Origin of the sequence: Klebsiella sp. HC6, assembly GCF_022605325.1 — a bacterium.
Lineage (GTDB): Bacteria > Pseudomonadota > Gammaproteobacteria > Enterobacterales > Enterobacteriaceae > Klebsiella > Klebsiella terrigena.
In genome coordinates this window covers 3,045,393-3,059,569 of record NZ_CP093276.1, presented here as the reverse complement: position 1 = coordinate 3,059,569, position 14,177 = coordinate 3,045,393, and the positions used below count along the sequence as shown (strand labels likewise).

Sequence of the window (14,177 nt, the reverse complement as noted above, 5' to 3'; positions counted from 1 at the left end):
TTGCCCCCCGGCGGTTAACATTGCGGCTGATGCGCAGAGAGAAGGGCGTGCGCCGTTAAATTATAGGGTAGAATCGTCCGACGGGGCGTAAGCCTGCGCCGGGTAAAAGAGGCCGGCTTACGCGTCGGGCGTTCAGTCAATCAATATCAACCCATGAGGAAAGACGTAATGACCAATGAAATACCGCTGAAGTTTTATGACATCGTGGATGAGTATGCGACTGAATCAGCTAAACCGGTCAGCGAGTCCGAACGCGATTCGCTTGCCGCCTATTTCCAGGCGCTGATTACTCGCCTGATGGCTAACGAAGAGATCGGCGAAGACGCGCAGAAAGAGCTGGCCGCCGAGGCCGGGGTAGCGGAGTCGCGGATCGATGATATTGCGGAATTTCTCAATCAATGGGGCAACGAGTAGCCGCTCTCTGTGATGTCTGTAATGTCTAGCGCGGGAGCGACTGCGGGATGCGGTTTATTACGCCTTAAGACGAGTATCAAAGCGGAAGGGGATCCTTTTTACGCTTGCCAGCAGATCGAAAACGGCAGGGTGTTGAGGATTGAATAGATAGTTATACTCCACCGGCGACAGGGCGCTCGGTACGCGTAATGCCGCTGATGCCGCGCTCGCGGCCCACTCGTCACCGTAGCGCGCCAGCCGGGCTGGCGCATCCTCGCGGGCCCAGTCCGCGGGAAGTGAGTGCGGATCGACGGTCAGCACCTGGTCGTCCGGTACGTCAATGCTCAGCAGCGTGAAATCATCCAGCAGCTGCGGAGCATTGATGTGCACCAGCGTTTCCAGCATGGTCAGAGAGGCGGCTTCCGACAAATAGACCATCGCCGTGCCAACGCTGTTCCAGCGGCCGCCGGCCTCTTTCGCGCCAAAACCAGACCAGGCGGTCGTCAGAAAGCGGGTTTTAGTCAGGCGGTAGAGGATCACGAATAAACCCCGTGCTCCACGCGCGTGATCAGGCGCATCACCTCCAGCGCGCCGGTTTCAGAAGAGACCACCTCGGCCGGCGTTTTCCAGCCGAGCGCGCGGTTGGGTTCATTCATCCACTTCTGCGCCGCCTCTTTATCGCCTTCGAACAGCTCCACCGCCCGCTCGATAACGCGAAGAATGCGCACCAGGCGCTCGCTTTGGTCGGCGGAAAAGCGCGATTTAATGCTGCGGTTAAAGGTGGTATTCGCAATACCTGACATTTTGCGCAGTTCGGCAGGGGTGATCTCCGCCCACGCGGAAATTTGCCGGGCGACGGAACCTTCCAGCCCGTGGCTAATTTTACCCATCAGCGCAATGCCGTCCTCGGCGTCGAGGCCGATGGCGTGCCAGGGGCTGAGATTTTTTTCTGCGCTCTCGGTCGGGGAATAGACTTTCATGGCAAACCTCCCATTTGGTACAAAAATTATACCATATGGAATGCGTTCGGCCAGCGGTGACGCCCAACATTTCGCGCCCGGGATCGTCAACAACGCTCAGGGAAGGGGAACAGGCCACCCGCGGTGGCCTTTATCGGCCTATGCGCCAAACGCGCCGTCGATGGTGTGCATGGCGCCGGTGACGAAGGACGCCTCGGGGCCTGCCAGCCAGGCAACCATGCCCGCCACTTCTTCAGGACGGCCGTGCCGTTTAATGGCCATAAAGCTGTGCATCAGCTCCTTCATCGGGCCATCCTCCGGGTTAGCGTCGGTGTCGATAGGGCCGGGCTGAACGACGTTGACCGTAATCCCGCGCGGGCCAAAATCACGCGCTAAGCCGCGCGCCAGCCCCTGCAGCGCCGATTTGCTGACGGCATAGGATGCCATTCCTGCGATGGGCATGCGATCGCCATTCACCGAGCCGATAACAATAATGCGTCCGCCATCCGGCATTTTACGCGCCGCCTCAACAGCCGCATGGTAGGGGGTGTGAATGTTGATGCGGAACAGACGATCGACGGCATCGCTGTCCTGCTCCAGCGCATCGCCGAAGAGGACGATACCCGCGTTGACGACCAGCAGATCCAGCGGCCCGCTGTCGCGCACCAGCTTGATCACCGCCTCGCGGTCGGCGCTGTCCGCCTGCACCGCGATGCTGCCGGTTTCTGCCGCCAGGGTAGCCGCCGCCTCCGCCGATCCGGCGTAGCTAAAGACAACCGAGGCGCCGTCTGCGGCAAAGCGCCGCACGATAGCCGCGCCGATGCCGCGGCTTCCGCCTAAAACCAGTACCGATTTCTGCTGTGATGCTGCCATAATTCGTTCCTCATGATATTGTAGTGAGGATTACAATATGCTTCGGCAAATCACGCTGTCAAGGAGTAATATAGTGAGTGCTACAAAACAGGTTCGCACCCCGGGGCGCCCCCGCCAGTTCGATCCGCTGCAGGCCGTTGAGGTCGCGCAACGGCTTTTTCACTCCCGGGGCTACGACGCGGTCAGCGTGGCCGACCTGACAAAGGCGTTCGGCATCAATCCTCCCAGCTTCTACGCCGCGTTTGGCAGCAAGCTCGGGCTGTATAACCGCGTGCTGGATCGCTATAGCCACATCGGGGCGATTCCCTTTGCGGAGCTTCTGCGCGATGACCGTCCGGTGGCGCAGTGTCTGATGGCCGTGCTGCACGAGGCGGCAAGGCGCTACGTTGCCGACCCGACGGCCGCCGGATGCCTGGTGCTGGAGGGGATCCACTGTAACGACCGGCCTGCACGCGAGGCCGCGAGCGAGCTGCATACCGCCGCGGAGGATAATATTCGGGCCTATATCGCCCGGCGCTATCCGCAGGACGCCGTGCGGCTGACCGACTTTGTCAGTACCCTGATGGTCGGCCTTTCGGCAAAAGCGCGGGCGGGGGATAGTCCGGAGCGGCTTGAGGAAACCGTACGCCTGGCGGGTCTGGCGCTGGAACAGCTGCTGCCTCGCTGAGGCCAGACCCTGGTGAGAGAAATAAGGAACTAGATGGTCTGCCCGCCCGACACCTCGATACGCTGTGCGGTCACCCAGCGGTTATCGTCCCGCAGCAGGCTGGCGATCATCGGCCCGATATCGTCGGGGACGCCGACCCGTCCGAGTGCGGTCATCGCGGCAAATTGGGCGTTGACTTCGTCGTTGTCGCGCACCAGCCCGCCGCCGAAATCGGTTTCAATGGCGCCAGGCGCGACGGTATTGACGGTAATCCCGCGCCCACCCAGCTCGCGCGCCATGTACACGCTCAGCATTTCCACCGCCGCTTTTGCCGCGGCGTAGGCGGAAAATCCTGGATATGACACCCGGGTCAGCCCGGATGAAAAATTGACGATCCGCCCGCCGTCGGCCAGCAGCGGCAAAAGCGCCTGAACCAGGAAAAAGACGCCTTTGACGTGCACGTTGAACAGCCCGTCAAACTGCGCTTCGCTGGTATCGGTCACCGCGGCATACTCTCCGTGGCCGGCATTGTTAATCAGGCGATCGAAGGTGTCGCGTCCCCAGACCTCCGCAAGCTGCGCGCGCAGCGCGTCGGCAAAGGCCGGGAAGCTCGCCGTCTGCGCCATATCCAGCCGAAGCGCGACCGCCTTACGGCCGAGAGCGTGGATCTCCGCCACAACCGCGTTGGCCTGTTCCGCGTTCCCTCTGTAGGCGACGATAACGTCACCTCCCTGTTGCGCAATGGCGAGCGCGACGTTGCGGCCAAGTCCGCGGTTGGCGCCGGTGATGAGTGCGATTTTAGTCATGATATGTCCTCTCTGTTTGGTGGTGCCCCTACAATAGAATCTGCCCGCCGGGGCAACTTGCCCGATCCTTGCTATTTTTTGCTCATTTCTCTTTTTGGCGTTCACTCCACTGCGATTTACCGCATAATGGCGTTTAAAAACTTGCCTGAAAGGATGTTATGCGTACCGCTCTGTTCGATCTCTGCCGCCGTTATGCCGACGCTCATGCCGACCGTAGCGGGCTTGCCGTTACGCCGGTTCCGGGGCTGACGATTATCCGGGCCTTACGTCCCGCCGAACTACAGGCGGCCATTAACCGGCCCCTGATTGCGATGCTGCTGCAGGGGCGTAAACGCGTGACCAACGGCAGCAGGAGCTTTGAGTATGGGCCGGGCGAGGCCATGGTTATTGCCGCCGATGTCCCGACGACCAGCCAGATTACCCAGGCCAGCCTGCGCCATCCCTACTATTCCCTGGTGCTGGAACTGGACACCGCGATCCTGCGTGAGCTTCAGGACGCTGCGCCGACAGAGCAGGGGGAAACGCCCCGCGTCGGGATTGAGCCGATCGGTGCCGAGGTTACGGACGCCGCCTATCGGCTGGTCAGGCTGTTTGAACAGCGGGAGGCGATGAGCGTTCTGGGAGAAGGATTACGACGCGAACTGCATTACTGGCTGCTGCGCAGCGTACATGGAGCCGCCATTCGCGCCCTCGGCGCGGCGGATAGCTATTCCGGACGAATTAGCCGCGCGGTCGCGATTTTGCGTAAAGATTTTATGCGCCAGATAAGCGTTGAAGAGCTCGCCGACGCCGCGGGCATGAGCGTTTCCGCGTTCCATCAGCACTTTCGGGCGATCACCACGACGTCGCCTCTCCAGTTTCAGAAGCAGCTGCGGCTGATTCACGCCCGTCGCCTGATGCTGGCCGACGGCACGGGCATCGCCCAGGCGGCGTATGCGGTTGGCTACGCCAGCATTCCGCAGTTCACGCGTGAATATGCCCGTATGTTTGGCACGCCCCCGGGGCGTGATATGCGGGCAGCGAAGGAGGTTTGATTGCTCAACGCGACCGGGGGGCGGGCAGGCCCAGGCCTGTGATGCTTTTGGCTTTCGGCTGAAACGTACGATTTATCAGCGGTTGTGACTCCGTTTGCTCGCGGGGGCGGGCATTTTTCATGCGTTGAATTATCATTACCTCAGGCGTACCGGTATTAAAAAATCACTTTCCGCTCAGACCCTTTACTGGAATCTCTTAATGAAAAGACCTCCGGCATACCATCGCCCTCTGCTGCTGGCGTTTTTCCTGCTGGTTATGAGTCTGGGCACCGCGCTGTGCTATCTGCAGATGCAACACTCCCTGGATAAGGATATTCATTCCCGCCTGAAGCAGGCCATCAGCAGCCTCGACGTCACGCTCGGTCACGCCGAGCTGGCGGCCGAACGCGCCAGAGGATATCTGGGCGAAAGCTGCGGTGAGGAAGTCCTGACGGGCCTGCGCACCATTGTGGCCACCATTCCGGACGTCAGAACGGTGAGCATGGCAAAAGGGGATGAAATCTACTGCACCTCCGTTTTTGGCGGTAAGACATTTAGCCTCAATCAGGCCGCCTATCCGGACGGTTCGCTGATTCTGATGGGCGGCAATCAAATCACGCCTGCCAAATCGCTGATTGTCTACACCCTGCAGGACCGAAGCGGCAATAGCGCGCTTATCGGTATTGACGGCTACTATCTGTATAACGTCCTGCGGGTGCTGGACGGCGACTCGCACCTGTATTTGCAGGTGGGGGACCGCTACCTGGACCGCAACGGCCAGGTCAGCAGCGCGGCGCACATTGCCATCCCGGTGGCGCTCGACTCCGGGCAGTTCCGCTACAGCGTTATTGCCGACCGCGGCGGCCTCGCCGGTCTCTCCACGTTTATCCACTATGAGCAGAACCTGTTTATTGCCATTCTCGTGGTATCGATGCTGCTGACCTGGCTATTCAGAAGCTATCTGGGCTACCGCGGCACGCTAGAGTTTATGCTCCGCAAGGCGATACAGCATAAACAGCTGAAGCCCTACATCCAGCCGATTGTGGCGGGGGAGCAGGGGCGGATTGTCGGCGGGGAGGTGCTTGTGCGCTGGGAGCACCCAAAGCTTGGCTTTATTCCCCCGGACAAATTCATCTCGGTGGCCGAGCAAACCGGCCTGATTAAAGGCGTGACGGCCATCTGCTTCAACGAGGTGATCCGCCAGCTGCGTGAACATCAGGCGCTGCTGCCGGAAGGGCTGTATATCTGCTTTAACGCCTGCGCCGTCAACTTCCAGGATGATGACATCGTGGCGCTATGTACGCGCTTTCAGTCGCAGCTCAAGGGCGCGGACGTGCGGGTGGTGCTCGAAATTACAGAACGTGAATCGATTGAAAACACGCTGCAAACCGACGCGGTGACCGGCAAGCTCCGCCAGCTCGGGGTGCAGTTTTCCCTCGATGATTTTGGTACCGGCTACGCGAACTACAGCTACCTGCAGCAGTTTCAGCCGGAGTTCATTAAGGTGGACAAGGTCTTCACGTCCAACGTCGGGACGAACGAGGCCTCGGCGCTGGTGGTTAAAAACATGGTGAGCCTGGCGCGGAGGTTTAATTGCCGCATCATTGCGGAAGGAGTCGAGGATAATAATCAGCTGCAGGTTCTGCGGACGCTGGGGATAGAGATATTTCAGGGGTACTACTTTTCCCGACCCGTGCCGGTAAACGACTATATCCGCGCATTAGGCGCTGCAGCGAAAGCCGGGGCCTAAGATAAGCAGCACATGAATTTTATGCCGCCCGCGATCTCAACGATGAGTTTTGCTCAAAATTTAACCGACTGAGAAAGGTCTGATACCCGCCGGGGCCGGCTGCCCCCTCAACCGTAGACGTATCCTGTCCTTGCGAGCAGCGCCGTTCGTTAATGTGATGCGCATAATAATATCATTGCTTGCTTTCCTGCGAATATAGAAATGCGTGTTTACTCACAGAAAGGAAATCAGAATTAATTATTCTGAAGATAGCTAATACAAAATACGTACGGCACATTTAATTGCTTCTCAGGAGGTTAATTACTCTATATTTGTGGACCACCGACATGTCTTAAGGCTCTGGAATAACGGGTTGATATTTCAATGCGCACGTTGCAGCGGAATATTACCGGGTCAATAAAGCAGAAAGAGATGTTTATTTCTTTCCGCGGGATGATAGTAGGGTGACTGACATGTCTGATTATAATGAAAAAAGTGTGATTTCAGCACTTCTCGCAGGCCATTGTTCCGATCCATTCTCCGTGCTCGGCATGCACGCCACCGATGCCGGGCTGGAAGTACGCGCGTTGTTACCCGATGCCACCGACGTGTGGGTCATTGAACCGAAAACCGGACGCAAAGTCGGCAGGCTCGAATGCCTCGACTCGCGCGGTTTCTTTAGCGGCGTTCTGCCGCGTCGAAAAAATGCTTTTCGCTATCAGCTGGCCGTCACCTGGCATGGTCAGCTCAATCTGATTGATGACCCTTACCGCTTTGGCCCGCTGCTGCAGGACCTGGACGTCTGGCTGCTCTCCGAAGGTACCCACCTGCGGCCGTACGAAACCCTCGGCGCCCACGCCGATACGATGGACGGCATCACCGGCACGCGCTTCTCGGTGTGGGCGCCGAACGCCCGCCGGGTTTCCGTGGTCGGCCAGTTCAACTACTGGGACGGCCGCCGCCACCCGATGCGCCTGCGCAAAGAGTCGGGGATTTGGGAGCTGTTTGTCCCCGGCGCGCAGAACGGCCAGCTGTATAAGTTTGAGATGATCGACGCGCACGGCCACCTGCGGGTGAAGTCCGACCCTTACGCCTTTGAAGCGCAGATGCGCCCGGACACCGCCTCGCTGATCTGCGGCCTGCCGGAAAAAATTAACCAGCCGCCGGCGCGCAAGCAGGCGAACCAGTTCGATGCGCCGATTTCGATTTATGAGGTTCACCTGGGCTCCTGGCGTCGCCACACCGATAACAACTTCTGGCTGAGCTATCGCGAGCTGGCGGACCAGCTGGTGCCCTATGCCAAATGGATGGGCTTTACCCATCTGGAGCTGCTGCCGGTGAACGAGCATCCGTTTGACGGCAGCTGGGGCTACCAGCCCACCGGGCTGTACGCGCCGACCCGACGCTTTGGCACCCGCGAAGACTTCCGCTACTTCATTCACGCCGCGCACGCCGCGGGCCTCAACGTGATCCTCGACTGGGTGCCGGGGCATTTTCCCTCCGATGATTTTGCCCTCGCGGCGTTTGACGGGACCTCGCTGTACGAACACAGCGACCCGCGCGAAGGCTATCACCAGGACTGGAATACCCTGATCTACAACTACGGCCGCCGGGAGGTCAGCAACTTCCTCGTGGGCAACGCGCTGTACTGGATTGAGCGCTTCGGCATTGACGCCCTGCGCGTCGATGCGGTGGCGTCGATGATCTACCGCGACTACAGCCGTAAAGAGGGCGAGTGGGTGCCGAATGAGTACGGCGGGCGGGAAAACCTGGAAGCGATTGAGTTCCTGCGTAACACCAACCGCGTGCTCGGCGAGCAGACTCCCGGCGCGGTCACCATGGCGGAAGAGTCCACCGACTTTGCCGGCGTGTCGCGTCCCGCCTCGACGGGCGGGCTCGGCTTCTGGTTCAAATGGAACCTCGGCTGGATGCACGACACCCTCGACTATATGAAGCTCGATCCGGTTCACCGCCGTCATCACCATGACAAGATGACCTTCGGCATGCTCTACAACTACACCGAGAACTTCGTTCTGCCGCTGTCCCACGACGAAGTGGTCCACGGCAAAAAGTCGATCCTCGACCGCATGCCCGGCGATGCGTGGCAGAAGTTTGCCAACCTGCGCGCCTACTACGGCTGGCTGTTTGCCTTCCCCGGTAAAAAGCTGCTGTTCATGGGCAACGAGTTTGCCCAGGGGCGGGAGTGGAACCACGACGCCAGCCTCGACTGGCATCTGCTGGAAGGCGGCGATAACTGGCACCACGGCGTCCAGCGTCTGGTTCGCGACCTGAACCATACCTATCGTCGTCACAGGGCGCTGCACGAGCTTGATTTTGACCGCTACGGCTTCGAATGGCTGGTGGTGGACGACCACGAGCGCTCGGTGTTTGTCTTCGTCCGTCGCGATAAGGCGGGGAATGAGATCATCGTTGCCAGCAACTTCACGCCGGTGCCGCGCCACGGCTATCGCTTCGGGATTAACCAGCCTGGGCGCTGGCGGGAGGAGCTGAATACCGACTCGATGCACTACCACGGCAGCAATACCGGCAACGGCGGGGTAGTGGCAAGCGAGGCGATCGCCAGCCACGGCCGCGAGCACTCGCTGTCGATTACCCTGCCGCCGCTGGCAACCGTCTGGCTGGTACGGGAATCTGCCGGCGAATAAAACAGAGCACTGATTTACCGCAATCCAGTTATTACCCGAGGAGACCACTTCTGCATTTATTTACAGAAGAGGAATGCTTTTTCTTCATTATTTTCTTTGATGGCTTTTATTTAATAGCAGGACTTAATTATGAGTAAAATTGAATATACTGACAACTTAATGCTGTCGCGCCAGCTGCCGCTTAAATCCGTGGCCCTGATCCTCGCCGGCGGACGCGGTACCCGCTTAAAAGACCTGACCACTATCCGCGCCAAGCCTGCGGTGCATTTCGGCGGTAAATTCAGAATTATTGATTTTGCCTTATCGAATTGTATTAACTCAGGCATAAGACGTATTGGCGTCATTACCCAATATCAGTCGCACTCCCTGGTTCAGCATATTCAACGCGGCTGGGCATTCTTTAATGAAGAAATGAACGAGTTCGTGGATTTATTACCGGCGCAGCAGCGGGTGCATGGCGAGAACTGGTATCGCGGTACGGCGGATGCCGTGACGCAGAACCTGGATATTATCCGCCGCTATGACGCTGAATATGTCGTGATCCTGGCCGGTGACCATATCTATAAGCAGGATTACTCGCGAATGCTGCTCGATCACGTTGAAAAAGGCGCGCGCTGCACCGTCGCCTGCCTGCCGGTGCCGGTAGAAGAGGCGACGGCGTTTGGCGTCATGGCGGTTGATGAGAATGACAGGATCGTTGAGTTTGTTGAAAAACCGGCTCATCCGCCGACCATGCCGGGGGATAAAACCCGCTCGCTTGCCAGCATGGGTATTTATGTATTTGACGCGGAATATCTCTACCAGCTGCTGGCAGAAGACGATCGGGATGAGCACTCCACCCATGATTTTGGCAAAGATATTATCCCCAGAATAACGGCGGCAGGCGAAGCCTATGCGCATCCGTTCCCGCGCTCCTGCGTGCAGTCCGATAATAATGCCGAACCCTACTGGCGGGATGTCGGAACCCTCGAGGCGTACTGGAAAGCCAACCTGGATTTAGCCTCCGTAGTGCCTGAGCTGGATGTTTATGACCGTAACTGGCCGATCCGGACTTACGTCGAGTCGCTGCCCAGCGCCAAATTTGTTCAGGACCGTACAGGCAGCCACGGCATGACGATGAATTCCCTGGTCTCCGGCGGCTGTATTATTTCTGGCTCGGTGGTGGTGCAGTCGGTTCTATTTTCCAAAGTGCGGATTAACTCGTTCTGCAATATAGATTCGTCGGTTGTGCTACCGGGCGTGTGGATTGGCCGCTCTTGCCGGATACGACGCTGCGTGATCGACCGGGGATGCGTGATCCCGGAGGGAATGGTGATTGGCGAAAATGCCGTTGAGGACGCGCGGCGCTTTTATCGCTCGGAAGAAGGCATCGTTCTGGTCACCAAGGAAATGCTGGACAGACTTGATCTATGAGCCCGTTTGCGAAAAAACGCGGCTGGCACGCGGGTCGTCTCTGTGGATGAACAATAAGGAGCATACATGCAAGTTTTACATGTTGAAGCAGAGATGTTCCCACTGTTAAAAACGGGCGGCCAGGCCGATTCCGTCGCCGACTGTTCGCTCGAACAGTGCATTATTTAAATATTACGGATAAGAAAAATGGAACCACGCATAAGTTACAATTCACCCAGGCTGAATGAAGAAGCGCTGCAGCATGCTATCGCTTATAAGCTCATGTTTATTCTTGGTAAAGACCCTTCACTTGCCAACAAGCATGAATGGCTCAACGCCACGCTGTTCGCCGTGCGCGATCGGCTGGTAGAGCGCTGGCTGCGGGCGCACCGGGCGCGGATCTCGCAGCAGGCACGGCAGGTTTACTATCTGTCGATGGAGTTTTTGATTGGCCGTACTCTCTCTAACGCCTTACTGTCGCTGGGCATCTATGAGGATGTGAAAACGGCGCTGGCAGGCATGGGGCTGGATCTGGAAGAGCTGATTGACGAGGAGAACGATCCTGGGCTGGGCAACGGCGGCCTCGGTCGTCTGGCGGCCTGTTTTCTCGACTCTCTCGCCACGCTGGGGTTGCCGGGACGCGGCTACGGCATCCGCTATGACTACGGCATGTTTAAGCAAAACATCATCGACGGCCGGCAGATGGAATCGCCGGACTACTGGCTGGAGTACGGTAACCCGTGGGAGTTTGAGCGCCATAAAACCCGCTACACCATCCGCTTTGGCGGACGCATTCAGCATGAGGGCAAAAGCTCGCGCTGGCTGGAAACCGAAGAGATCATCGCGGTGGCCTACGATCAGATTATCCCGGGCTTCGATACCGATGCCACCAACACCCTGCGGCTGTGGAGCGCCCAGGCCAGCAGCGAAATAAACCTCGGTAAATTTAATCAGGGTGACTATTTCGCCGCCGTGGAGGATAAAAACCACTCCGAGAACGTGTCCCGCGTGCTCTATCCGGACGACTCGACCTATTCCGGGCGCGAGCTGCGCCTGCGGCAGGAGTATTTCCTCGTCTCGGCGACGGTGCAGGACATCCTCGCCCGCCATTACCAGCTGTATCAAACCTATGACAACCTGGCGGATAAAATCGCTATCCACCTCAACGACACCCATCCGGTGCTGTCGATCCCGGAGCTGATGCGCCTGCTGATTGACGAACATGGCTTCAGCTGGGATGAAGCCTTTGAGGTGACCTGCCAGGTCTTCTCCTACACCAACCATACCCTGATGAGCGAAGCGCTGGAGACCTGGCCGGTCGATATGCTGGGGAAAATCCTGCCGCGCCATCTGCAGATCGTCTTCGAGATTAATGACTATTTTCTGAAAACCATGCAGGAGCACTATCCCGATGATATTGCCCTGCTGAGCCGGACCTCGATTATCGATGAATCCAACGGCCGCCGCGTGCGGATGGCCTGGCTGGCGGTGGTGGTCAGCCACAAGGTTAACGGGGTGTCGGAACTGCACTCCCGGCTGATGGTGGAGTCGCTGTTTGCCGATTTCGCCAGAATCTTTCCGCGCCGCTTCACCAACGTGACCAACGGCGTCACCCCACGCCGCTGGCTGGCCGCCGCCAATCCGGCGCTTTCCGGGGTACTGGACCGCTATATCGGCCAGACCTGGCGTACGGATTTAAGCCAGCTGAGCGAACTGGGCGAGTATCAGGATTATCCGCTGGTTAACCAGGCCGTCAGCGAAGCCAAACTGGCGAATAAGCAGCGGCTGGCCGATTATATCGCCCGTCAGCTGGGCGTGGTGGTCAACCCGAAGGCGCTGTTTGATGTGCAAATTAAGCGTATTCATGAATACAAGCGCCAGCTGATGAACGTCCTGCACGTGATCACCCGCTATAACCGCATCAAGGCGGACCCGCAGGCCGAATGGGTGCCGCGAGTGGTGATTTTCGCCGGCAAAGCCGCGTCCGCTTACCACACGGCAAAACAGATCATCCATCTGATTAACGACGTGGCCAAAGTCATCAACGGCGATCCGCAGATTGGCGACAGGCTAAAAGTGGTGTTTATTCCCAACTACAGCGTCAGTCTGGCGCAGATGATCATTCCGGCCGCGGACCTTTCTGAACAGATTTCGCTGGCAGGGACCGAAGCCTCCGGGACCAGCAATATGAAATTCGCCCTGAACGGTGCGCTGACTATTGGCACCCTGGACGGCGCCAACGTTGAGATGCTGGAGCACGTGGGCGAGGAGAACATCTTTATCTTTGGTAATACCGCTGCAGAGGTCGAGGCGCTGCGCAGCAACGGCTATCAGCCGCGCGATTACTACGAGCAGGATGAAGAGTTGCGCCAGGCGCTGACCCAGATGGGGACCGGGGCGTTCAGCCCACAGGAGCCGGGCCGCTATCGTGGTCTGCTGGATTCGCTGATTAACTTTGGCGACCACTATCAGGTTCTGGCCGATTACCGCAGCTATATTGACTGTCAGGACAAGGTGGATGCGCTCTACCGAACCCCGGAAGAGTGGACCGCAAAAGCGATGCTCAACATTACCAACATGGGCTACTTCTCTTCGGATCGCACCGTGCGCGAGTACGCGCAAAAGATCTGGTATATCGACAAAACCCAACTCTAAGCCCGCATTCACAATCCTGGAAGCGCCGGGGCCCGGCGCGACGGGAAATACATTGATGGGACTGACGGAGATCGCAGGAGGGAAACGCAGGGGCTTATTTTTTCATAAGCCCCTGTTTATTTAATATATCTCGGGAACAATCATATTATCCGGAACCGGGTTACGGTGGTATTCCGGGTTGCGCTTACGCTGTGGCAGGGTGATAACGCTGCCATCGCCTTCCGTGTAAGGAATTTGCTGCAGAAGATGGCTGATGCAGTTCAGTCGCGCCTTTTTCTTGTCAACGCCCTGGACCACCCACCAGGGCGCCTCTGGAATGTTAGTGCGTTCTAACATCACCTCTTTCGCCTCGGTATAGTCCTCCCAGCGGCAGCGGCTCTCTAAATCCATAGGGCTAAGCTTCCACTGCTTGAGCGGATCGTGAATGCGGCTGAGGAAACGCAGCTCCTGTTCGTCATCGGTGATTGAAAACCAATATTTGACGATCTGAATGCCGCTGCGGGTCAGCATTTTTTCGAACTCCGGTACGCTACGGAAGAACTCTTCGTACTCTTCATCGCTGCAAAAGCCCATCACCCGCTCCACTCCGGCGCGGTTGTACCAGCTGCGATCGAACAGCACCATCTCACCGGCCGCCGGCAGATGGGCGATATAGCGCTGGAAATACCACTGCGTGCGTTCGCGATCGTTCGGTGCCGGTAATGCCGCCACCCGGCAGTTGCGCGGGTTGAGGCGCTGAGCTATCCGCTTGATCACGCCGCCTTTGCCGGCGGCGTCGCGCCCTTCGAAGACAATCACCAGCCGGTGGCCGGTACGGATGACCCAGTCCTGCAGTTTTACCAGCTCGCCCTGCAGACGCAGCAATTCGCGGAAGTATTGCTTGCGCCAGGCCTTTTTCCGATCGCTGTCCACTTCGGCGTCGTTAAAACGCAAATCGTCCAGCTCCATCTCCAGCTCTTCATCATAGCTGTCGTAGAACTCCTGCAGCAGGCGCTGGTTGAAGGTTTCGTCGCGGTCAAATTCATGTATAGACATAATCATTTCC

General features: G+C 58.1%; 12 protein-coding genes. 7 read left to right on the top strand and 5 right to left on the bottom strand.

Annotated elements, in window-relative coordinates; translation table 11 throughout:
• Positions 1-168 precede the first annotated feature (168 nt).
• Positions 169-414, top strand: coding sequence for a DUF2543 family protein (locus MMW58_RS14905; protein ID WP_133599791.1), 246 nt, complete (start codon positions 169-171; stop codon positions 412-414).
• A 57-nt stretch (positions 415-471) separates the two neighbouring features.
• Here MMW58_RS14905 and MMW58_RS14900 read toward each other — a convergent pair whose 3' ends face one another.
• From MMW58_RS14900 to bdcA, 3 genes are all read right to left on the bottom strand, one after another.
• Positions 472-933: an RES family NAD+ phosphorylase gene (locus tag MMW58_RS14900; protein WP_133599790.1), complete on the bottom strand. Its 462-nt coding sequence runs from the start codon at positions 931-933 to the stop codon at positions 472-474.
• Complete coding sequence (gene parS / locus MMW58_RS14895; protein ID WP_045855354.1) at positions 930-1,373, bottom strand: type II RES/Xre toxin-antitoxin system antitoxin; 444 nt, start codon at positions 1,371-1,373, stop codon at positions 930-932. Before parS ends, MMW58_RS14900 begins: the two co-directional genes overlap by 4 nt.
• 138 nt (positions 1,374-1,511) lie before the next feature.
• Positions 1,512-2,225: an SDR family oxidoreductase gene (bdcA, locus tag MMW58_RS14890; RefSeq protein ID WP_133599789.1), complete on the bottom strand. Its 714-nt coding sequence runs from the start codon at positions 2,223-2,225 to the stop codon at positions 1,512-1,514.
• Between the two features lie 73 nt (positions 2,226-2,298).
• On the opposite strand from bdcA, the gene MMW58_RS14885 reads away from it, so the two are divergent.
• Positions 2,299-2,892 carry a TetR/AcrR family transcriptional regulator gene (locus MMW58_RS14885; RefSeq protein ID WP_241721497.1) on the top strand — a complete coding sequence of 198 codons (594 nt, stop codon included), beginning with the start codon at positions 2,299-2,301 and terminating at the stop codon, positions 2,890-2,892.
• Positions 2,893-2,921: 29 nt separating this feature from the next.
• Here the strand turns inward: MMW58_RS14885 and MMW58_RS14880 are convergent, their stop codons facing one another.
• A complete protein-coding gene (locus MMW58_RS14880; RefSeq protein ID WP_241721496.1) occupies positions 2,922-3,677 on the bottom strand; it encodes an SDR family NAD(P)-dependent oxidoreductase in 756 nt (251 codons plus the stop codon).
• 158 nt (positions 3,678-3,835) lie between these two features.
• Here MMW58_RS14880 and MMW58_RS14875 point away from each other — a divergent pair, with 158 nt between their 5' ends.
• The 5 genes from MMW58_RS14875 (at position 3,836) to glgP (ending at position 13,132) form a co-directional block, all read left to right on the top strand.
• The gene (locus tag MMW58_RS14875; RefSeq protein WP_241721495.1) at positions 3,836-4,711 is read left to right on the top strand and encodes an AraC family transcriptional regulator; all 876 of its coding nucleotides are present in this window, start codon (positions 3,836-3,838) and stop codon (positions 4,709-4,711) included.
• A gap of 199 nt (positions 4,712-4,910) precedes the next feature.
• Positions 4,911-6,440, top strand: coding sequence for an EAL domain-containing protein (locus MMW58_RS14870; RefSeq protein ID WP_241721494.1), 1,530 nt, complete (start codon positions 4,911-4,913; stop codon positions 6,438-6,440).
• Positions 6,441-6,892: 452 nt separating this feature from the next.
• Positions 6,893-9,085: a 1,4-alpha-glucan branching enzyme gene (glgB, locus tag MMW58_RS14865; protein ID WP_133599784.1), complete on the top strand. Its 2,193-nt coding sequence runs from the start codon at positions 6,893-6,895 to the stop codon at positions 9,083-9,085.
• A gap of 129 nt (positions 9,086-9,214) precedes the next feature.
• Positions 9,215-10,498, top strand: coding sequence for a glucose-1-phosphate adenylyltransferase (gene glgC / locus MMW58_RS14860; RefSeq protein WP_133599783.1), 1,284 nt, complete (start codon positions 9,215-9,217; stop codon positions 10,496-10,498).
• Positions 10,499-10,684: 186 nt separating this feature from the next.
• On the top strand, positions 10,685-13,132 hold the full coding sequence (gene glgP, locus MMW58_RS14855; RefSeq protein WP_241721493.1) for a glycogen phosphorylase: 2,448 nt from the start codon (positions 10,685-10,687) through the stop codon (positions 13,130-13,132).
• Between the two features lie 120 nt (positions 13,133-13,252).
• On the opposite strand, the gene ppk2 is transcribed toward glgP, so the two are convergent.
• On the bottom strand, positions 13,253-14,167 hold the full coding sequence (gene ppk2, locus MMW58_RS14850; RefSeq protein ID WP_241721492.1) for a polyphosphate kinase 2: 915 nt from the start codon (positions 14,165-14,167) through the stop codon (positions 13,253-13,255).
• Between the last annotated feature and the right edge of the window lie 10 nt (positions 14,168-14,177).